General features: G+C 66.6%; 20 protein-coding genes. 4 read left to right on the top strand and 16 right to left on the bottom strand.

Features of this window, described 5'->3' with window-relative positions; translation table 11 throughout:
• Positions 1 to 70: 70 nt before the first annotated feature.
• Positions 71 to 1741 (top strand): IS1182 family transposase, encoded by a 1671-nt coding sequence (locus K2224_RS14470; RefSeq protein WP_221906946.1) that lies wholly within the window; start codon positions 71 to 73, stop codon positions 1739 to 1741.
• Positions 1742 to 1760: 19 nt separating this feature from the next.
• Here K2224_RS14470 and K2224_RS14465 read toward each other — a convergent pair whose 3' ends face one another.
• From K2224_RS14465 to K2224_RS14445, 6 genes are all read right to left on the bottom strand, one after another.
• A complete protein-coding gene (locus K2224_RS14465; protein WP_221906945.1) occupies positions 1761 to 1925 on the bottom strand; it encodes a hypothetical protein in 165 nt (54 codons plus the stop codon).
• 647 nt (positions 1926 to 2572) lie between these two features.
• Entirely contained in the window at positions 2573 to 3031 is a 459-nt protein-coding gene (locus K2224_RS14460) for a hypothetical protein (RefSeq protein ID WP_221906944.1), read from the bottom strand.
• A 382-nt stretch (positions 3032 to 3413) separates the two neighbouring features.
• Positions 3414 to 4055 (bottom strand): DUF6461 domain-containing protein, encoded by a 642-nt coding sequence (locus K2224_RS14455; protein WP_221906943.1) that lies wholly within the window; start codon positions 4053 to 4055, stop codon positions 3414 to 3416.
• A gap of 112 nt (positions 4056 to 4167) precedes the next feature.
• Entirely contained in the window at positions 4168 to 4341 is a 174-nt protein-coding gene (locus K2224_RS40485) for a hypothetical protein (protein ID WP_260692629.1), read from the bottom strand.
• A 20-nt stretch (positions 4342 to 4361) separates the two neighbouring features.
• The gene (locus K2224_RS14450) at positions 4362 to 5579 is read right to left on the bottom strand and encodes a hypothetical protein (RefSeq protein ID WP_260692628.1); all 1218 of its coding nucleotides are present in this window, start codon (positions 5577 to 5579) and stop codon (positions 4362 to 4364) included.
• 123 nt (positions 5580 to 5702) lie between these two features.
• Positions 5703 to 9077 carry an ALF repeat-containing protein gene (locus K2224_RS14445; RefSeq protein ID WP_260692627.1) on the bottom strand — a complete coding sequence of 1125 codons (3375 nt, stop codon included), beginning with the start codon at positions 9075 to 9077 and terminating at the stop codon, positions 5703 to 5705.
• 511 nt (positions 9078 to 9588) lie between these two features.
• Between K2224_RS14445 and K2224_RS14440 the strand changes: the two genes are divergently transcribed.
• Positions 9589 to 10415 (top strand): IS5 family transposase gene (locus K2224_RS14440; protein ID WP_260692626.1). Its coding sequence is split into 2 segments (ribosomal slippage): positions 9589 to 9943 and positions 9943 to 10415, totalling 828 coding nucleotides; the frame shifts between segments, so codons are not numbered across the junction.
• Between the two features lie 5 nt (positions 10416 to 10420).
• Here the strand turns inward: K2224_RS14440 and K2224_RS14435 are convergent.
• The 3 genes from K2224_RS14435 to K2224_RS14425 all read right to left on the bottom strand — a co-directional run bounded on the left by K2224_RS14435 (position 10421) and on the right by K2224_RS14425 (position 12420).
• Positions 10421 to 10828, bottom strand: coding sequence for a DUF5959 family protein (locus K2224_RS14435; protein ID WP_221906942.1), 408 nt, complete (start codon positions 10826 to 10828; stop codon positions 10421 to 10423).
• A gap of 84 nt (positions 10829 to 10912) precedes the next feature.
• Positions 10913 to 11737 (bottom strand): alpha/beta fold hydrolase, encoded by an 825-nt coding sequence (locus tag K2224_RS14430; protein ID WP_221909698.1) that lies wholly within the window; start codon positions 11735 to 11737, stop codon positions 10913 to 10915.
• A gap of 44 nt (positions 11738 to 11781) precedes the next feature.
• The gene (locus tag K2224_RS14425; protein WP_221906941.1) at positions 11782 to 12420 is read right to left on the bottom strand and encodes an integrase; all 639 of its coding nucleotides are present in this window, start codon (positions 12418 to 12420) and stop codon (positions 11782 to 11784) included.
• A gap of 148 nt (positions 12421 to 12568) precedes the next feature.
• Here K2224_RS14425 and K2224_RS14420 point away from each other — a divergent pair, with 148 nt between their 5' ends.
• Positions 12569 to 12946, top strand: coding sequence for a hypothetical protein (locus K2224_RS14420; RefSeq protein WP_260692625.1), 378 nt, complete (start codon positions 12569 to 12571; stop codon positions 12944 to 12946).
• Here K2224_RS14420 and K2224_RS14415 read toward each other — a convergent pair.
• From K2224_RS14415 to K2224_RS14405, 3 genes are all read right to left on the bottom strand, one after another.
• The gene (locus K2224_RS14415; RefSeq protein ID WP_221906939.1) at positions 12927 to 13394 is read right to left on the bottom strand and encodes a hypothetical protein; all 468 of its coding nucleotides are present in this window, start codon (positions 13392 to 13394) and stop codon (positions 12927 to 12929) included. The genes K2224_RS14420 and K2224_RS14415 overlap by 20 nt on opposite strands.
• Positions 13391 to 13738: a hypothetical protein gene (locus K2224_RS14410; RefSeq protein ID WP_221906938.1), complete on the bottom strand. Its 348-nt coding sequence runs from the start codon at positions 13736 to 13738 to the stop codon at positions 13391 to 13393. Before K2224_RS14410 ends, K2224_RS14415 begins: the two co-directional genes overlap by 4 nt.
• Positions 13739 to 14111: 373 nt before the next feature.
• Complete coding sequence (locus tag K2224_RS14405) at positions 14112 to 15581, bottom strand: MFS transporter (protein WP_221906937.1); 1470 nt, start codon at positions 15579 to 15581, stop codon at positions 14112 to 14114.
• Between the two features lie 24 nt (positions 15582 to 15605).
• On the opposite strand from K2224_RS14405, the gene K2224_RS14400 reads away from it, so the two are divergent.
• The gene (locus K2224_RS14400) at positions 15606 to 16061 is read left to right on the top strand and encodes a MerR family transcriptional regulator (protein WP_260692623.1); all 456 of its coding nucleotides are present in this window, start codon (positions 15606 to 15608) and stop codon (positions 16059 to 16061) included.
• Positions 16062 to 16763: 702 nt separating this feature from the next.
• On the opposite strand, the gene K2224_RS40480 is transcribed toward K2224_RS14400, so the two are convergent.
• The 4 genes from K2224_RS40480 to K2224_RS40470 form a co-directional block, all read right to left on the bottom strand.
• Positions 16764 to 17612, bottom strand: coding sequence for a hypothetical protein (locus K2224_RS40480; protein WP_260692622.1), 849 nt, complete (start codon positions 17610 to 17612; stop codon positions 16764 to 16766).
• 682 nt (positions 17613 to 18294) lie between these two features.
• Complete coding sequence (locus tag K2224_RS40475; RefSeq protein WP_260692621.1) at positions 18295 to 18621, bottom strand: hypothetical protein; 327 nt, start codon at positions 18619 to 18621, stop codon at positions 18295 to 18297.
• Between the two features lie 3 nt (positions 18622 to 18624).
• Positions 18625 to 18969 carry a helix-turn-helix transcriptional regulator gene (locus tag K2224_RS14390; protein ID WP_260692620.1) on the bottom strand — a complete coding sequence of 115 codons (345 nt, stop codon included), beginning with the start codon at positions 18967 to 18969 and terminating at the stop codon, positions 18625 to 18627.
• Between the two features lie 14 nt (positions 18970 to 18983).
• On the bottom strand, positions 18984 to 20378 hold the full coding sequence (locus tag K2224_RS40470; protein ID WP_260692618.1) for a tyrosine-type recombinase/integrase: 1395 nt from the start codon (positions 20376 to 20378) through the stop codon (positions 18984 to 18986).
• Between the last annotated feature and the right edge of the window lie 255 nt (positions 20379 to 20633).

Genomic DNA, 20633 nt, shown 5'->3' with positions numbered 1-20633 from the left:
GAGGATTCCCGCCGTACGGGGCTGGTGCGGGTGGGACGTTGGGGCTCTGCCCGCAGCGGAGGTAATCGAGATGGGCGTCCGTGCTCGTTCCGGCTCGGAGATCCCGGAGCTGACTGCCCGTGTTGCCCGCGCCAGCAATCCCCACGGCACCACCGCCATGGCCATCCGCGACCACCTGGATGGGTTGTGGAGCGACGAGGACTTCGTCGAGTGGTATCCGCGGGACGGCAAGCCGGGCCTGTCACCAGCACAGCTGGCCACCGTCTGCGTGCTGCAGTTCCTGATGGAACTGTCAGACCGGCAGGCCGCCGAGGCGGTGCGCTGCCGCATCGACTACAAGTACGCCCTGGCGATGGAGCTGGACGACCCCGGCTTCCACCACAGCGTTCTGACCGATTTCCGCGAGCGCCTGGCCGAGGACGGCCGGGCTGACAAGCTCCTGGACCTCGCCCTGGAACGGATCAAGGCCGTCGGCCTGGTCCGCGAGCGAGGTCGCCAGCGAACCGACTCCACCCACATCCTGGCGGCGGTCCGTGACCTGACCCGCTTGGAGCTGGTCACCGAGGCGATGCGCGCCGCCCTGGAGGAACTCGCCCGCCAGGCCCCGCAGGAACTGGTCGGCCTAGTGACGGAGGACTGGGGCCGGCGCTACGGACGCGCCGCCCGGCTCGGCAAGAACCCCACCCGGCCCAAGACCCGCATCAAGGACACCGGCAACGACGCCTACCTTCTCCTCCGCTATGTGCGCCGCTACCTGCGAGGTCTGTGGGAGGGGCCACAGATCCAGGCCCTGCGGCAGATCTTCCTGCAGAACTACTTCATCGACGGCCGCGGTGCTGTCCGATGGCGCCTGCCGGCGGAGACCGGCTTGCCGCCGTCTGCCATCGCTATCGTCTCGCCCTACGACCTGACCGCTCGCTATGCCCGCCGCGGCGAGAACCGCTGGAAGGGATTTCAGGCACACGTCACCGAGACCTGTGATGACGATGCCGTGAACATCATCACCGACGTGACCACCGCCCCGGCACCCGTCTACGACGCCAAGACCCTGCCCACGATCCACACCCGGCTGAAACACCGGAACCTCCTACCTGCTGAGCACCTGGTCGACGGCGGCTACACCTCCGTCCCGCTCCGCGAACGGGCTTCCCGCGAGCACGAGATCACCCTGGTCGGACCCGTCAGGCGGAAGAGCACCCGGAAGTCCCGCAAGGGCAATGTGTTCGACCGGGCCGCCTTCACCATCGACTGGGATCGACAGAAGGTGACCTGCCCGGGAGAGAAGCAGAGCATCAGCTGGGCGACCTTTGCCTCCATCGCGCCCTACGTCCAGGTCAAGTTTTCCAAAGTCGACTGCGGTCAATGCCCTATGAAAACGGCCTGCACCCGTAGCAGCCACCGCCTGTTGACCTTCCTCCCACAGCAGTTGAACGAGCTCCAGGCCGAGGCCCGGGGTGAGCAGGAGACCCACCAGTGGAAGGCCCGGTACGGGATGCGCGCGGGGATCGAGAGCACCATCAACGAGTTCGTCAACGGCCATGGCATGCGCCAATGCCGGTACCGGAGCGCAGACAAGGCCCACGTTCAGCACGTCCTCACCGGGATCGCCGTCAACCTCGAACGGATTACCGTCCAACTCTCACCCGCTCTGGAACACCAACCTCGAACGCCGACCGCCCTGCAAGGCTTCCTCGACTGGCAAGGCATCCCCAGACCACGATCATGGCGGGCAACCGGCTGAATCATGGCGCTACAGGGGCTCACGCGCCGCTGAAGATCTCCGAGGTCTCCAAGTCCAACTCGACGATCAGGTCGTCAAGGCGCGACTTCTGCTCGCCGCTCAGCGCCAGCACCTCGTCCCGCGCAAGGGTCTCCAACGCTGCGGCGGCGAACCCCCGCGCGACGGCTTCCAAGGCGTGGTTCATCACTTCCCTGGCGGCGTTCGGATCGTCGTCCGCGTAGTGCAGGGCGATCCCATATGCCTCCGCGGCCGGTCAACCAAGTTCGTGAATGCCCGAGTACGTTGCAGATCACCGGAGTCGTAGCCCATGCGAGGCGCGCGTCGTTACTCATGCCAGCCCAGCCTCCTCTCCCGCCACACCAACGATCACGGCCTCGATCGGGTACGGACCAGAGGACAGGTGATCAAGATCCCCGACAGCGTCACGCACTCGCTCTCTGGACGACGAGCGATGCCGGAACCCACCGACAAGTGCTCTCGCTTGAGACCTACGCAGCCAGCTGCTGTCCTGCCGAGGCGGCAGACGGTAGTGGCCGCGTCCAGTGCAGGTCTTGAGGGTGGCGTCCATGAGTGCCTCCTTCCGCCCGTACCGCACGCCTTCGTGCACCGCCCGGTCTTCCGATCGCGGTTGCCTACCGGCCGGTGGGCCCGGCGGCTCCGTCGGGGTCCACGCGGCGCTCGGTGGTTTGTTCATCGGGGGCTGGGGCTCAGCCAAGGGTGAGATCGCTGGTCCGTACCGCGTGGGCGACCCACCCGACCGCGTGTGGAAGCCTGCCCCGGGCGGGTTGGTGGTGACGACGGTGGTGTCCTCAGCCTCGGTGTTGCGTGCGGCTATTTCCACACTCCGTACGGCGTCATCGCCAGTGCAAGGAAAGCCACCAGCATAACCGCGGAGAGAGAAGCGACAATCCAGGTCGTCATAAGCAGATCAGTCTTGACCCCGGCTCCGGGGTTCAGCTGATGGGCGATGTACTGCTTCAGCAGCCGACTGCGGACCGGGACGACAGCGAGCGGAACGGAGATGCACGCGACGCTGTACAGAAAAAGGACCGCAGGTGCCGGTTCGGACCGAATCAGGTTGATCGCCAGAACAACACCAAGGCCCACGGGCGCCAGAGCGTAGAACACCCTTTTGGCACGTACACTCGGTAGCTTCACGACGCTTCGCAGTTCGTCCGGAATTTTCATTCCGGCGCTCAATCTCCCTATGCCGATCATGAAAATCGCCGTCGCTGCGACTGCGATCAGGCACCAACCATAGTCAGGTATCGAAAAAAGCATCTTTCCCATTCTTTATTTCCGTAACGGCTGGTCATCCCACCCGATAACACAGCCCTGCCTTGAGAGCACGGACCCCACCAGGTGAAGGGTCAAAGCGGATTCGCGAACGGCATCACGGCAACGTGACCTGGCTACCCGACTTCTACGGGCGCGAGGCCGTTGGCTGGCCGGGGCAACTCGGTGCCGGTGGCAGGTAGGCCGACCGACACGAGCGCCTATCAGCAACACCTAGCTTGGCCAATTATCGTAAGCAGAGTGGGGTATCGGTCCTGATCGGTGGGCTCCGCCAGAGTCATCCGTTTTAGAAGATCTTCACGGATCCGAGGGGGCTGACATAGCGCTCACCCCCGGGCGACGACTGTGGCGGAACGGGGTGGTCTGGCGTGGGGTCTTACAAGATCTCGACAGTCCCAGGTGGAACCGGTCCCTCACCCATGTAGGTGTCGCCGAGCGGTGCCGACGGTGCATCCTCCTCGGCGAGCGTCAGGCTGGGCCAGGGCCCAGCAAGAGCGGCATCGTCTAGGGCGATGCCGAGGTGGTCGAGTACGAGGGCCACCACAGGTGCCATCCCGGCGCCCTCGCCTTCGTGTGCGGCGAGCTTCTCTTCCACTCGGTCCCACCAGGTGCTGGTCCGTACGGGCCGGGTGTGCTCCATGCCGGGCTCGAAGTACTCGACGCACTCGCCGTCGCGCCAGTATTGGAAGACGTCGATCCCCTCGGTAGTCGCTACGCTGTACGTCTCAGTGCCCCGCGACAATGCCGCGAGCGATGCCTCCCCAAAGCCGATGCCACCTTCTTCCTCAACGCAGAAGGCCCATTCACCGATCCTTCCGGACCGCAGTAGCGAGACCATCCCGTCGTCGGAGTCGCCCGAGACAAGGTCTGAAGCCGCGTCCCAGTCGAGTAGGCGGGCCCGGGACGGTTCGGCCCCATAGCGGGTGAAGACCTCCTCGGGGCTGAGGCCGCGGGTGAAAGTAACGCACACCCAGGCGGCCGCCCAGCGGAGCGAATGCACGTCCGTTTCTGCTTCCATGTTCTGCTCCCTTAGTTCATTGTCTATTTCCGGTACCACTGGCTGACCCCAAGCCTCCGGGCCCCCGGCCATGCGCGCGGCACGGCAGGGAGCCCGGCTCGTGATGCCTGGTTCAGGCGGTGAACTCGATGCGGAAGGGGTCGCCGTCCACGAGGCGCTGGTGCTTGCGCAGGGATCCTAGAACCCCGCCCGCCGAGCTGTTGGCGCGCTGGGTGATGTGGAGCCGCAGGCAGGTCTCCGTGCCCGAGGTCGGACGACCGGGCCAGGTCGCCGGGGCGGACCACACGCCGTTCGCTATTTGAGGGGTCAGCTCGGCGCACAGGTCACCGTTCTGACCGCCCTCCTTCGTGCTGGCGGGTGGGAACTCGTCGCAGCTGTCCGCGTACTTCTGCCCTGGGTACAGGTTAGTGAACGGTGTGCACGTCGCGGCGCGGTTGGCGTTCGCCGTGGTCTGATTGACCGAGTGCAGGATGTCTGTGCCCCGACGATGATCTCTTCGTAGATGGGCACGACGATCCCGTACTTCGCGTGCGACCTCGAGTAGGTCAGCACCGGTAGTTCGTCGCTCGGTATGACGCAGCCGCGCAGCCGGGGCTGCTCCTTGTCGCAACGGATCTTTCCGTTCGCGGGGCTGGAGCAGGAGGCGCTGGGGTCGACCGGCGCAGCACCGGGCATCATCACGTACAACTTGTAGCTGGTCTGGAACGAAGAACGAGTGGTGCCTTCCGCGAAGGCGTCGCCGCTGTACTTGGTCGTTCCGGTCTTCACCTCGCCGGGCGTCATGGGGGTGGAGCCATACCACGGTTGCTTCGTCACCGTCTTACATCCGGCATCGCAGCCCACCTGCATTTTGACGACGAGATTCTTTACCGCGCCGGTGACCCGGACCAGTTTGGCGGTGATCGTTTCCTTGAGGTCCAGCGACTTGTAGGAGGTGGCGAGTGTGGAGCTGACCTGGATGAGGCCAGTGCCGATGGACTTGCCGGACTGGTCGTAGAGCGTATATGTGACGTCGACGCCATTTAGGCACAGGCCGCCGGTGCGGCTCCAGCTCCACTGTCCCGGATTGGTCAGCTCGCAAGAGGGCGGGGGCGGCTCAGGATCGTCGGTGTCTGGCTCGAACTCCGGGTCGGTGCCGGCATCGCCCGGTTCGTCGGCAGCGGAGTTTGCGAGGTGAGTGACGGAGGAGGGGGTGAACGCGGCGGCCTTCTTGCTTGCCGCCGTGCTTGCGCCGGGCGCGTTGTGAACGCTCACACACGCGGTGACGGCGTCGCGGACCTTCGGGCGGGCACTGGCGGAGAGCCGGGTGCAGGAGTCCTCGGCAGTGAAGGCGGTACGTTGCAAGGTCGCTACGGAAGCGGCGGGGTCGGCGGAAGTGGTATCCGCAGTCTTGTTCGCAGCCCCAGTGAGAGCCGTGCGGGCCGGTGCGATCTGACTGTCGGCGGCGCCGGCGGTGCCGGTCGTGGTGAGGGCCACAGTGAGGAGGAGGGCGGGCAACACCCGTCTGGTACGTGGTGAGGTCATGACTTCTCTCTAGTGTGGGCAGGAAGGGGAGTCGTGGGGTGGCTGGGTCACCACTCGGTCGCGGGGCTCCACGCAGGCACGCGGTTACCGGTTGAGGGTTCGGCGCCGACGTACGGGGTGTGCCTACTCAGAAGATCGATGCCAGTGTCTTGGTGGCCGTGGAAACGAGGTCTTCGCCGATTTCTGTGACCTTCTTGACCACAGGGGCCACCGCCCTGCCGCCGAATTTGACAGCTGGGATGATCCATTTCGACTGGCCCCCGTGACCAAATTCAGGGCGGCTTCGGTGGTGGAGTTAATGAATTGACTGCTGGCGAAGCCGTATTCGATGCCAGTTGCCAGGGCGCTCAGTGCGCCAGATCCCATCGATACGACACCGAAGAAGACCGCGGCGGGTGCCAGCGCGGGAACAACGAGGCTGGCAAGGCCGAGGCCGACCTCCAGCAGACCTGCTCCCACGCTGATCTTGTTGAATGTGTCGGCGTACCACTTGGCGTCGTTCCACCACTCGTCCTTGTCGCCGCCGCTGCTGCCGTTCGGATTGACCTGGTCGTGGGTCGGGGTGTCGGCCGGGTTGGTTCCGTTCTCGCGGTCCTTCTCCGCCTCCTCAGCGGCCTTGCGTGCGGCTTCCTTAGCCTCGGCATTGCGCTTTTCGATCTTGATTTTGCGGGCTTCACTGGCTGCTGCCGCTGCAGTCTTCGCGTCCTTGCCCGCCGCGAGCGCGGAGGCGCGTGCGCTGGCCGCCGAGGACTGGGCGCTGTAGGACGAGTTCAGGGCACTGCGTGCTGAGTCGATCGCCTTGTTCGCCGAGTAGTTGGCAGAACGCGAGGCGCTGCGTGCGGTCTCCGCTGCTGCTTTGGCCTTGTCCGCCGACGCCTGGGCTGCTGCTGCGGACTTGTCCGCGTCATTGGCGTACTTCTTCGCCTGCGTGGCGTAGTCGCTGGCCTCAGCTTTCGAGTCGAGCGCCTTGTTCGCCCACTTCGTCGCCTCCGCTGCCGCTCCGGTGGCGTCAGCGGCGGCTTTCGACGCCAGCGCTGCGTCTTCCTGGGCTTTGTATGCGATCTTTGCGGCTGCCGCGATGGCACCACTGATCGCGGCAGTGTGAGTGGCGAAATCGTAGTCGAGCTGTGCCGTCCGATGCTGCACGGTCTGAACAAAGTTCCGGCGCATCCACGTCGGACCTTCCAGGGCCACTTCGGCGTATGCCTTGGTGTAGGCGCCCCCTGTGTTCAGCAGTGTCGAGACGGCGACCGCGTCATCCTCTCGCACTGCGGCGGGATAGGTGCTGTCGAAGAAATCCTGCAGGGCCTCGGGGGTGTTCGCGTCGAGCGCGTCGTTGGCCGCCTGGGTGACGGCCTTGCCGGGGCGTTGGGTGAGGATACGGGAGATCTGGACGCGGTTGTCGTCCCTGGATGCCTTGATCACCCCTGAGGTGACGAAATCGCCCACCGGCTTCGAGGTTCCGCTCTCCAGCGAGCTCGCCGCCGCTTGTGCGATGGCGGGACTGGATATCTGGGCGAGGTAGAGAACCGTTTCCTTGTCGTCCTGCTGCTGTGCCAGCTCCCGGTCCACGTCGATCCAGGAGAACACGTCGTCGTCAGAGCCAGCCAGGGCGAACTGGGCTGCCTGCTGAGTCCAGGTGCCCCGGGCGTTGAGCAGACCGACGGCGGCCTTGCGGCCCAGGGTTGCGGCCACTTCCATGTCGCCGTCCGTGAGTGCTCGCTCGGCTTTGGCGATCAGGTCCTTGACTGCCTGGTCGGTCCGCTGCGCTTGCGCGCGCTTGGCCTGGTAAGCAGCTTTTTCATCGGCCTCGATCCGGGCAAGTAGCTTGGCCTCATCCATGCCTCGGAGCTTGTCCGTCTCAAGGCGGGCGAGTTCAGCCTCCCGCGCGGCCTTCTCCACTGCCTGGGCGTCCAGGATTGCCTTGACGGCCGTGTCGGCGGCCTTCCCCGCCGCGGTGGCGTGAGCGGTCGACTTGTTCGCGAAATCGACCGCCTGACCGGCATATTTGACTGCTTCGTCAGCTGCGTCCGCCGCCTTCTCCGCATGGTTCGCTGCAGAGTTGGCGTGGTCACGCGCGGCGCGCGCGGCTGTAGCGGCCGCAGTGGCCAGGGCCTGTGCGGTGGAAGCCGCGTTGGTAGCACGGTTCGCGGCACGGGACGCGATGGATGCCTGGCGCTTGGCCTCAGAAGCCTGCGACTGCGCGACCCCTGCGGCGGCCGCAGCCTGGGAGGAAGCATTGGCGGCGGCCGCAGCGTTGCGGGCGGCAGAGGCCGCGGAGGAGCCGGCGGTAGCGGCTTCGGATGCGGCAGTCGCCGCGTAGTCCGCAGCAGCAGCCGCGGTGCGCGCCTTCGCGGCACCGTTGCGGGCCGCGACCGCGGCGTCCTTGGCCTCCCGGGTCTTAGAAGCGTCCTTGGACGCAGCGATCGCGGCATTGTATGCGCGGGAGGCAGCGTTTCCAGCCGTGGCAGCGGCCTGAGCGGCAGCGGTGGCCGCCCAGGAAGCACGGCGGGCAGCACCCACCGCGACGTCCGAAGCATTGATGGCTTCACGCGCTGCGTTCGCTGCGCCCTTGGCGGCACTGGCTGCCTTGCGTGCTGCGTCTCCGGCCTGCTTGACGTCCTGCTGAGCGTCCTTTGCTTGCGCAGCAGCCTCCTCGGCCGCTTCTTTGGCCTTCGACGCTGCAGTCTTGGCACGCTCGGAAGCCTCGACGGCCAGATTCGTTTCGGCTTGGGCACGCTTGCCCTCCCGATCGACTACCGCGACGAGCTCCTCGATCGTTGCCGATTCCTGGTCGCGAGCACGGGCGATGTGCTGGCCTGTGTCAAGGAACCACTGGATGTCCACCGCGGTGCCGCTCAAAGCACGGTCGGCGTACTTCCGCACTTCGGGCCCAGCGTTGACTAGCATGCTGGACACCTCGACTTTCATGTCCTTCAGGTCGGCCGTGAACTGCCCCTTGGTGAGGAAGTCCTCCAGCGTCTGCCTGCTGCCCATGTCCAAGGCAGCGGAGGCCTCCCGTCGTACCGACTTGCCACCGGTAGCCGACACGGTGGAGGTCGCTACACGCAGGTCCTCCAGGAGGGCGGGCTTGAAGCCGCCCTGGAGGAAGACTTCGATGGCGCTGTCACCCTTGTTAAGGGCGGCGTCCGCCTCGCGGCGCAGGCCCTTGCCGGCCAAGACGAGGAAGCTGGAGACGGCGACACGGATATCTTCCACAGTCGCTTTCGGCAGCACCTTGGCAAGGAAGGTCTGGACGTCTGTGTCAGTGCCTGCAAGGGCGTCGGCCGCGGCAGCCTTGACGGCCTTTCCGCCCGTCACCCATGCCTTGACCGCCTTTGCGCGGTCGGTGTCTGGCAGCAGGAGCGGATCGGGCGCCGTCCCCTGGCTGTCAGCGGCATGGGCCAGACCCTTCAACGTCACGGGGGAGGCGGCAGCAGCGGTGAGCGCTGTGAGCGCGCCGAGGAGGCGTCTGCGACTCCAAAACGTCGTCTTCATAAGGATGTTGTTCTCCTGGCTTGTGGTGGTGAGGCGGGTCAGCGATCACTGTCGCGGCGCTGGCGAGACGTACACTCATCCGCCCGCACCTCCCATGACGGGACTGGCCAGGGTCTGCTGTGCCTGTCGGCGCCAAGGATCAGACGTTGGCGCGTCGCAGGGCTTCCCTGGTCGGACAGGGTTCAGCCATGCGCTCTCAGTACTCAGGGCCTTTGGATGGTGCAGGTAGGGGAGCTCTGTCCCTATGAGCCGGTCACTGGACCGCGTCGCGAAAAATCCTCCGACCGGCGGGACGATGCCCTACTGAGCCGGTGCGTGGTCGCAGCCATCTTGGCGGGCTGCGGAACAGGCATGTGCGTCGCTGCCGACGATGCAGTGTTCAGGTAGAGGCGTGGACAGTGTCGATGACGCCGATGACAACGGGCCCCGAACAGGGGCTACTTAGAGCCCCTAACGAAATGATCTTCGAGGTGATTGGATCGCTCCGGGACCGTTGATCCGGGGGTGTGGGGTGGTTCGGCCGAAGCCGTGGGAAGCTGATGACGAGTTGTGGGCGGTGGTCGAGCCGCTGCTGCCGAAGGTGGAACGTCGCGTTCGGTATCCGGGACGCAAGCGGCATCCAGACCGGCTGGTCTTCCAGGGGATCCTGTTCGTGCTGCATACCGGGATCGCCTGGGAACACCTGCCGCAGGAGCTCGGTTTCGGCTCGGGCATGACGTGCTGGCGGCGCCTGGCTGAGTGGACCAAGGCCGGCGTGTGGCCCCGGCTGCACGGGGTCCTCCTCGCCAAGCTCCGCAGCGCGAACGCCCTGGACTTCTCCCGGGCGGCGGTTGACGGCTCCCACATCCGGGCCTTAAAAGGGGCCCCAAGACGGGACGAAGTCCTGTCGACCGGGGCAGGAAGGGCAGCAAACACCACCTGATCACCGACGCAACCGGCATCCCCCTCGCCGCCACCCTGACCGGCGGCAACCGCAACGACGTCACCCAGCTCATCCCGCTACTCGAAGCAGTGCCGCCCGTACGCGGCAAGCGCGGCCGCCCCCGCCGCCGCCCTGAGATCGTGCTCGGCGACCGCGGTTACGACCACGACAAGTACCGCCGGCTCGTCCGCACGCTCGGCGTGAAACCGCTGATCGCCCGCCGGGGCACCGAGCACGGCTCCGGCCTTGGAACCCAACGCTGGGTCGTGGAACGCGCCTTCGCCCACCTGCACTGGTTCCGCCGCCTGCGGATCCGCTGGGAGATACGCGACGACATCCACGAAGCCTTCCTCACCCTCGGATGTGCGCTGATCTGCTGGCGCCGGCTGGTTCAGCTCGGGCAGAGCTGTCCGTAATGGGTCTACTGCGGCGACAGCTGACGGACGCGCTCCAAGTACCGGTGCTGCTCTTCGACCCAGCCGTCCGGCAGATCCACCGGGACGGCCATGGCCGTCCCGGAGCCTTGGACGTCCTCCACCGTGATCAGAGGAACCGAGAACTGAGTATTGAACTCGATGTTGATCTCGGGGTTGCGTACATCGGTCATCCAGCAGATGCTGCGACCGGCGGCGAGCCCGTCCAAGGCGTTCGCCCAGTCTTCAACGTCTTTGGGCGCCAGGCAGAGGCCGAGTCGACCGTTGCAGAAGGTGCTCGCGATGATGACCTCGGCGTCGAGCTCGCCCGAATCACGGCGACCGAGCACTCTGACGACAACGCTGTTCTCATGATCGGCCAGGTGGATCAGTTCCACCGCCTTGCCCTCGACCACACACACTCCTAGAACGGAAGACCCCTCCAGGCAATCATGCAGGACTCGCAGGGCCGCTCCGACCAGCGCATTCCGTTAGGAGTTCTAAGTGAGAAAGCTCAACAGAGCTGCAGTGAGTTCGGCCGGGGTGTCTTCTTGGACCAGGTGGCCGGCGCCAGGAAGCAAATGCAGCTCGGCTGCCGGGATGCTGGTCACCAACTCGTGCGCCTTGGCCACGGGGATCCACTTGTCGTCCTCTCCCCAACACACCAGGACCGGGAGGTCGATGGACCCGTAATGTCCTTGGATCTCATCGGTGAAGCGTTGGTCTGCCTGCGCGATCTGGCGGTAGAAGGCCCGCTGACCGTCATCACCGAGCCAAGGTTCGACTAGCGGGTCGAGGACCGCCGGGTGGAGCCCAGGACTGCTGGCCGAGCTGATGTATTCGCGTACGAGGACACGGTGCAGGTTGGGCGGCAGCTGCTCGAAGACCTTGAAGTGCTCGCCGACCAGGCGGAAGAACGGTGAGCCCCAGGGTGCCAAGGCGACCGGGTCGACCAGTGCAAGTCGTCGATATCGCACGCCGTGTAGCAGATGGGCGCGCAGGGCAACGGCGCCGCCGAAATCGTGTGCCGCAACGAGAGGTTCGGACAGCCCCCAATAGTCCAGCAACTCAGTGAAGACTCGGCTCTGAGCAGCCAGTGAGACGTCCTGCCCATCGAATTTTGCCGAAGCTCCGTAGCCGGGCATGTCCCAGACGAACACCTGGTGATGCGCCGCGAGCGCGCGGGCGACACCGCGCCAGACGTAAGAGGAGAAGGGAGTGCCGTGCAGGAGAATCACCGGCGCGGCGTTCGGATCACCGAGCCTGTCCCAATGTACTTCGCCCGAGGTGCTGTCAAACTTCCTGCTCAGCTCCCAGTCATGCAACGTGTCCATCCTTCCAGTGTCAGCAGCCACTCGATTTTGACACCTTACTTGCCGTGATGATGGGTGGGGATGCCAAGGTCGACGGGGGCGCCGTTGCCGCGACGGCGGTCGAGTTGGGCGAGCTTGTCCTCGGCGCCGGCGAGGCTGACTCGCAGCCCTTCGGCCTCACCGAGCCAGCCCTCTCGCTCGGCCTCCGCGATGCGAGCGTGGAGGTTGTCGCGGATCTCCACCATCCGGTCGCGTTGGGCGGGGTCGGGCCAGAGCATGGGGCGGCGGACGCAGGCGTGTTCGTGGATGCAGGGGGTGCTGAACGAGCGGCCGCAGGTACCGATGGAGACTTTGCGTCGTTCGAAGTGGCCGAGGAACTCGGTCCACTTCTCGTCGGTGGGGACGCGGTATTCATCGGTTGGCCGCATGGCTCGTCGGCGGGCTAGAAAGGCCAGATGGGCTTGGCCGGCCTCGTCGGGATAGACCGCCTTGTAGCCGAGGGTGACGTTGATGTCCTGGTGTCCGGCGATGACCTGGGCGATGTGCGGGGGCAGCGTCGGTGAGGACAGCGTCGGTGATGAACAGTCGGCTTGTGTCCGCAGAGGCCGTGTGCGGATGGATCCGTGTGGTGATTGCGCTGGGTGCGTGCGGACGAGGCATTCGCAGCGCAGACCACCGGCCGTGTTGCATTCCACCGGCCTTGCTGTGATGTAGATCACTCTCGTTCTGTGGTGGCCCCTCCGTGTCGTTGACGCGCGGCGATCTGCATAGGCTGGCCCGATGCGGGGGCGAGTGCGAGAACGATGGAGTGGTCAGCCACTGTGGGCGAGATGGGTTCTCGCGGTGTACTTGATCGGCTTCCTCCAAGGTGCCTGCGTTCATTTCCTTGACCTGGTTCGCGGCGGGATCCATGCCTATGCGTCGTTCCCGCAGGTTTCCTTCCGGGCGTTCTTCATCAGTTTGGCGGTCCTCGATCCGCTGGTCGTCGTGCTGGTGGCACTCATGCGGCCGGTAGGCGTCTGGCTGGCCGTCGTCGTGATGGCGTTGGACGTCTCCGCGAACTGGATCGGTAACTGGCCATGGCTTCAGGATGATCCGACGCGGCTGCTGCAACCGGTCGGACTGCTGCCCATCACTCTTTTCGGTCTGTTCGTCGTCGCGTCCTCGGCGCCCTTGCTTCGAGCTATGACGGGGCGGCATCTCAGTTGCACGACCCGATGACGGTTGTTGCCGATCGTGCTGCGGGCAGGCGGCTGACGCGGCTGGTTTTGGCGACGGTTTCGCGGAGGTGGACGATTTCTTCGTGCTGGGCGGCGAGGCGGGCCATGGCCTGGCTGCGGAAGTCAGTGAGCTCGTCGATCGTCTTCTCCGATTGAGCAAGCCGTTCCTTGAGCTTGAGGCTCTCTGCCTTGAGCCGTGCGATCTGAGCCTCGCGAGGGTCGGGGATCTCGCCGGCGTCGTGCAGCGCCTGGACCCGTCGTTCGAACTCGACGCGGAGGTGAGCGTAAGGCCGGGTGCCGTAGAACGCGGTGCGGTCAACGCCGGCTTCGTTGGCGAGGGGCTTGATGTCGCACTTTCCGCCGGGCGGGATTTCGCCCCGGAGGAGCCGGTCCATGGCGGCTCGGATGCGGTTCTCGTTCTCGGTGCGCTGAGTTGCGGAGATTCTCATGCGGATTCCTCGTCCGTGGTGCCGGCGGCGTCGATCTCGGCGACGACGCGGAGGGCCCGGTCGTAATCGGCTTGGAGCCTGGTGCGTTCGGTCTTGCGGGTGGTGCCGAGCTGGCCGAGGAAGGTCTCGGTGCGTTCGGCGTGCTCGGCCCAGACAGGCCGGTGGCAGGGGTGGTGGGTGGCCTGCGGGCAGCGGGCGGCGTCACACATCCCGACCAGTGGACGGTCCGCTGTCGGGGTGCCGGCCAGCTTGAGGCAGAGTGCCCGGGACGGGTCGGTGAACCAGCAGTAGTTCGCCGGGCCGAGGTGGAGGACCTTGGCGCGTTTGGTCAGCAGGTTGAGCACGTCGCGGTCACTGCGCGGGGTCTTCGGCGCCTTCGCGGCGGTCGCGTCGAGTTTGGCGTCGACGTGCGCGAAGAACTCGGTAAGGCTGCGGGCGCCGGGGCCTGCTGGGAGGATGACTTGCTGGTAGTTTCGGAACTCGGCGAGGACGAGGTCGAGGTTGCGGTCGCTCTCGTGCTTGTTGACCTCGGCGAGAAGCTCGGCCTGGGCCCCGCCGGGGCGGGATGATGGTGGAGTCGGGTATTGGAACTCTCCGAATGCCTGCTGGATGAGGTCGGCGTTGCTCGCGGCGGGGGTGCCGTCCGCTTTCGGAGCTCACTGAGGTCAACAGCGTTGGCCGCGAGGGTCCTTGGTATGTGGCGTGCCGCTTTGCCGATCAACGGCGGCCGATAGAGGCGGCGCGAAGATCCGAGCCACGGTCCACCTCCTTGAACAGTGCCGCAGCTCGCGCGGCGGTGCCCAAGGCCCAGCCCGTGGTGCTGAACAGTCCCAAGACCACAATGCCCAGGCCCAGCCCGACCACCATCCACCACACTCCGCGCTCCGTGCTGCTGAACGTTGTCCCGCCGCGGGGCAAGGTCGACCCCACGATCGTTCCGGAGATCGCGACGCCCAGGGTGGTGCCGGTCTGCCGGCCAGCGGAGGCCAACGAGGTAGCCACTCCGGCCATCGAGCGGGGCATTCCGGAGACCGCTGTGTTGGTGATCGGCGGGTTGACGGTGCCCAGGAAGATGCCGAACAGTAGGTAGATCGAGAGCACGGTCGGCAGAGGGGTGGCCGGTCCGAGCCAGACCGACGCGCCGCCGCCCAGCGCCAGTGCGCCCCCGGCGAGCACCAGCGGCAGCCTGCGACCGTGTGTGACGACCAGCCGTCCTGCGAACGGGGAGAGCACAATGACCAGCGCCCCGACGGGGAGCAGGCATAGCCCGGTCGTCAGCGCCGACATGCCGCGCACGTCCTGCAGGTACTGGGTGGTCACGAACAGAAACGCGCCGAACCCGCACAGTGCGAAGAGCGCCATCAGGATCGCCGAGCTGAACGGCACGCTGCGAAACAGGCGTAGCTCCAGCAGCGGGTCGACGCGGCGTGGTTCGTAGCCCAGGACGCCGAGCACGCCGAGCACGGCCACAGCGAGCAGGCCCAGGATGACTGGTGAGGACCAGCTCAACTCCTTGGATTCGATGATCGCAAAGACGACGCTGCCGAGGACCAGGGTCGTCAAGATCTGGCCCACCGGGTCGAATCGGCGCGCCCGGGGGGCGCGGGACTCGGGTACGAACAGTGTGGTGAACACGATCGCGGCGGCCACGATCGGTATGTTGATCCAGAAGACGGAGTGCCAGCCGAGGCCATCGACCAGGGCACCGCCGATGATCGGACCGAGCGCCAGAGACAGGCCGGTCATCGACCCGAACACGCCGATCGCCCGGGCCCGTTCAGCGGGGTCGGAAAATGTGGTGGCGACGATCGCCATCGCCACCGGGTTGAGCATCGTGCCACCGACGGCTTGCAGCGTACGCGCCACGATCAGCCAACTGATGCTCGGCGCCAGGCCGCACAGCAACGAGCCGAGCCCGAAGGCGGCTAGGCCGATCTGGAACACGCGCCGACGGCCGACGCGGTCCGCGGTGGACCCGGCCAGCACCAGGAAGCTGGCCAGCGCCAGGGTGTAGGCGTCGACCGTCCACTGCAGGCCGGACACTGAGGCGTGCAGATCACGACGAATCGACGGTAGCGCGACGTTGACGATGGAGATGTCCATCACCACGACGATCACGCTGGCGCAGCAGATCGCGAGCACCAGGAGTCGACGGCGAGGAGTGAGTACAGGTATGGGTTCGGGCATGTCCGGGACGCTAAGTTTTAGAGCGTGGTCGAAGTCAACCAACAACTTCCCGAGCCCGTGCCCGAGACGGGGCTGAGTATCGCCGAGGCTGCTCGCCGTACCGGAGTGAGCACGCACACCCTGCGCTACTACGAACGCGCCGGCCTGGTCGTCACCCCCGTCGACCGCACCCACGGCGGCCGGCGCCGCTACCGCGAGTTCGACCTGGAGTGGATCACCATCTGCACCAGGCTCCGGGCGACCGGCATGCCTATAAAGGGCATCCGCCGCTACGCCGAACTCGTCGCGGCGGGCCGAGGCAACGAAGACGAGCGATTGGACTTGCTTGAATCGCATCATGACCAGGTGCTCGCCAAGATTGCCGAACTCCAGGAGAACTTGAAACTCATCGCTCGCAAGGTCGACGTCTACCGAGGCCGACTCGCCGCCGGCGACGCCGACCAGCTATGGGCGCCCAACCGCACACCGGCTGCCCGCTGAGTAGCCCCTCCGAGCGGGCCCGAAATCACCGGTCATCGCCTGGTTCCGCGGAAGCACGCCTTGGCGTGCCGCCGCCGTCAACAACGTGCTGTCCCGTAGTACCTAGATCTGACAAGCAGAGGTCCCGTCATAGATAACCGCAGATAGCTATTCCGTTTCCGTGACGCCGTTGCGACGGCTGACGTCGGCGGCCCAGTCCCCGCCTGATGCCTGTTGCCACTGGACGGCGACTTTGATGTGGACCCCGAGCATCCGGGCGAGGATCGCGGCGGGCACTTCGGTGGCGAGGGTGAACAGCGCGGTGGAGCGGTCCTGCTTGGGCCGGATCCCGATCTTGTGGAGGCGCTGGCCGATCCGGTCGTCGCCGAGGGGGCGTCCCGGCTGACCTCCGGGGAAGAGCCAGGGAGCGTCCTTCGGGGTGCCGATCTTGGCCTTGCCGCGACGGGTCGCGACGAGCTCGCGGACGAGGGTGGCCAGCGGTGCGGGGAGGACGCCCGGCGAGGTGCCGAACGTGATGGAGACGGTGTCGCCGTCGAAGTCGACGTCATCGACGGTGAGTTGGCTGATGGTGGCGATCTTCTGCGCGTAGAGGATCAGCAGCAGTCCAGCGACGCGGTCCGGGGTCGGCAGGGTGTCGTCGTTGAGGAGGCGGCGGGCGTCGGCCCAGCGTTTCTCGCTGTCGATGGTGCTGAGCGGGCCTGTTCAGCGGACCGTGCCGTAGGTCAGGTCGCGAGCATGCCGGTGCTTTACCGACCAGCGGACGAAGTGGCCGGTCTCGTCGGGGTAACTGACCGTGGGGCCGGCCATCCAGCGTTCCAGGTCCGTCTGGGTGCAGGTCCTCAGCGTGAGCCCGTCGCCGCCGAGCCAATCGGGGAGGTTGCCCGCCGCGGTGACGTGGCAGCGCACGTTCAGGTCCTGGAGCCGGGTGGTGTGGTCTTCACCGAGGCGGCGCCGGAGCCGGCGCATGTGGTGCCAGACCGCGTAGCCGTGCAGGATCCGGCGCTCTGCGAGGTCGGTGCGGGCCTGGACCGTCGCGGTGATCCATTTCTCCAGGGCAACAAGCCGCTCATCGCGGGGCGGCAGGGCGCCGGCCGCGACCAGGACACTGCGCAGGTGGGACAGCACCTTGCCCGGGGGCAGTTCGTCGAGGACCTCGTGGGTAACGGGCCGCTCGTTGCGGCCTATGCGTTCCAGGAGGTCACGGGCCTTGGAGCGGGAGACCCAGGCGAAGGCGACGTCGGGACGCTCGGCGCTCGTCAACGCGTCGTGGAACGGGGCGTGTTCGGGGCGGATGGCCCCGTCCGGGCCGCCGAGGAGGTCACGTACTTGCTGGTCGAGGACGCATCGCTGGCAGGGGCGGGTGCTGAGCTGCCAGGTGATGGTGCAAACCGGGCAGCGGCCCCAGAAGTCCGGGTCGGGGTTGGTGCACTTCGCGCACAACGGCTCCTCCCAGGTTCCGCTGCGGGCCTGGGCGACGGTGCCGCAGCCGCTGCAGGCCACCCATCGCTGCTGGCAGCGGTCGCACCAGGGCTGGCCGGTGGCCCGGGACATGTCGCAGAGCGCCGTCCGCCTGCAGATGCCGCACTCCGCGGTAGTCCTCGGCCGGCAGTTCTGGCAGCGTGGGCCATCAGGCAGCCGGTTCGCGACGGGCTTGCGTCGGCCGCAGCCGACGCACTCCTCCAGGTTCTCGGGCTGTCTGATCATGCAGTTCGGACACAGCGGTCGACCCTCGGCGTCGCGTGTGGCGGGTTCGCGCACGGCGCCGCAGCCGAAGCAGGGGACGGCTGCGTGGTGGGCGAAGCAGGCCCGGCAGATCCTCTTACCGTCCAGCAGCTTGGACAGCGCCTCCACTCCGTGGCAACGCGGGCAGGCCGGTCGGACGACCTTGGTCGCCCCGGCCTTGACGAGGCTCGTCGACGAACCGCAGGGCGGCCGGGGTGGGAGCTTCGTAACCGGCGCCGGTCAGCAGCTCAGGACGGGCGACGACCACCCAAGCCAGGCGGCGCTGGCCGGCGGGCCGGACGGTGGCCCGCCCGAGCGCAGCCAGGACCACGTCGTCGTTGAGGGCGGGATCGAGGCCCGTGACGAGTTCGGTGAGTTCCTGGAGCGGATCGCCTTCGGTGTCCGGGCAGTTCGTGCAGCGGGGCTCGCCGTGACGGTCCCTGCTGACGACGCGTCGCTCTTCATGGCATCCCGCGCAGACGGCGGGCTTGTCGAAGCAGCGCGAGCAGCCTCAGTGCCCACCTTTGCTGCTGCCGACGTAGCCGCATGCGCGGCCGCACTCGCCGCAGCGGGGCAGCGCGACGTTCTGGGCGCCGGCCTCGTGCAGGGCCATCAGCAGTTTCGCGACGTAGTAGGGCGCCGGTGGCTGTCCGGTCAGCAACAGTGACGGGTCGTCGTGCAGGGCCTGGGCGAGGCTGCGGCGGCCGGCTCGTGCGCGTACGACCGTGAGGACGATGTCGCGGACGCGCTCGGCGGGCAGGTGCTTTTCGACGTTCCCGATCAGCCGCACGACCAGGCCGACCGGATCCGCGAGGACTTCCCCGGCGAGACCTGTCACCGGTCAACTCCGCTGATGCGGGCCCGCCGGGGCCTCAGGTCGCCGACTCCTTCGGAGACCGAAGTCCCGCCGCCGGCGGCGGGACTTCTTCGGCTTCTTCGCGGAGCCGGCCACGGCGATGGGCTCGATGAGGTCGTCCATGGTGCAGTCGAGGATGTCGAGCAGGGCCATGAGGATCTTCAGGCTGAGGTGTTCGGGCCGCTCGACGACGAGCCGGTAGACCTGGCTCGACGACAGGCTGATGCCGCGTTCCTTCAGCGGCGGGATGAGGTCGGTGGTGGAGAACATCCCGCGGTCCGCCATGACCTTGCGCAGGTGCCAGTGGTAGTCGAGCTTGGCGGCCATCATCGGGTCCTTCCTCGTCAGACGCCGGCGAACGCCGGGGCCAGGGCCTTGCTCAAGGCAGTGTTCATGAAGTCGTCGCTGACGTGCGTGTAGATGGCCGTGGAGCTGTCGCACTCGTGTCCGACTTGCTGCTGGATAAATCGTCTATCTATACCGTCTTCGGTCAAATGTGTGGCATATGAATGACGAATTGAGTGCGGAACTAGATCTTTTGGGAGTTTTAGGGCATCACGGTATGCCTCGAACCGGTCGTTGATAGAGCCGGGCTGAAGGCGTCCGCCGCGTTCGGTGATCCAGAGAGCCGGATGGTCGGGAAACCCGAAGCGCGGCCGGACGTTCTCGACGTTGTTCGCGACCGCCTCGACGGCCCAGTCCATCACCGACAGGACGTTCCGACGCCGTGGCGGCTGGCCCTTCTTCGCTTTGCCGTAACGGACGTTGAGCGTGCCGTACCGGCCGAACTGGCGGGCCTTCGGGTTCCGTCCGAAGTCGACCACGTCCAGCTTGGGCGTCTCGGTCCGGCGGAGTCCCCAGCCGTAGATGACCTTGAAGATGGTGGCGTCACGGTAGGTGGCGAGGGCTCCCTTGCGTTTGGACTTCACAGCGCGTGCGACCTGGTCGTCGGCGTAGTCGAGGAACCGCTGCAGCTCTTCGCGGGTGAACGGCCTCGCTTCCGGATCGCCCTCGTAATCCTGCAGGTGAGGGAGGGTATTCCACTCGTGAGCGATGGCCACCGGATAAGCGCCGAAGGCTTCTTCGCATGCCGGGCCCCAGCCGTAGCGGGAGCCGTAGTCGAGGACCGCAGCCCGCTCGGCAACGTAGTGCACCAGGACATCGCGGATCTCGCGATGGGCGATCGGGTAACGGTCGATAAGCTCGGCGGGGGTGAGCTGCCCCGGGGCACGAGCATGCCGAAGGGTCGGCGGCGCGTCCTTCAGGCCGCCGACGGCGTGCAGGATCTCGTAGGCAAACGGCAGCGAGGCCACCGTGCGGCCTGAGGCCCGGCGGGCCGCCGCGTACTCTTCGAAGTCCTCGACCTGCAGGTCCAGCAGGTCTTTGCCAGTCACGATGACCATGCGTGTGAGCAGGTTGAGCGCCTCGGCGGTGTGCTCGTCGCAACCTTCCCGCCCGCCGGCTCGATCCTGCAGCTGAGCGAACGCCTCGGCCTGGTTGTGCCGTCGGTAGGCGTCGTAGACCCCGAGCAGACGGCTGCCGCACAGCCAGGCGTAGGACGGCCGGACCGCGCGGAGCACGATCAACACGCCGAGCCCGGCGGTGAGCCGGCACCGCTGGGACGGGCTGAGCCCCGGTGGGCCCCACTGCTTGCCGAGGGTATCCGAGCCACTCAGCAGCCAGCGGTCCTGCCAGTCCTCGCCGGGAAGCTCGCCGAGCCAGTCCAGAACGCGGGTCATCGCCCGGTCCTGGCGGGACCGCTGCTGGGCAGTTGGCTCCACAAGCAGCCCGCGGGCGAGCTCGACCAGTGCGGCCCGGGATGCCTTCTCCCGGCCCGGAGTTGGCCTCCCGCCGAGCCGTTCGGACGGGCGTGGGTCGACCAGGACCGCAGGATCGCGGACGCTGGCGGGAGTGCGGGCGGTGCGTCCGTGGCGGGCGGCCATCACTGATGGGAACCTTTGAAAACGGCCGGGGCTGCTTCTCGCCCCATTTGC

This window comes from Streptomyces sp. BHT-5-2, from assembly GCF_019774615.1.
In the GTDB taxonomy this organism is placed as follows: Bacteria; Actinomycetota; Actinomycetes; order Streptomycetales; family Streptomycetaceae; genus Streptomyces.
This window is presented reverse-complemented; position numbering and strand designations above follow the sequence as displayed.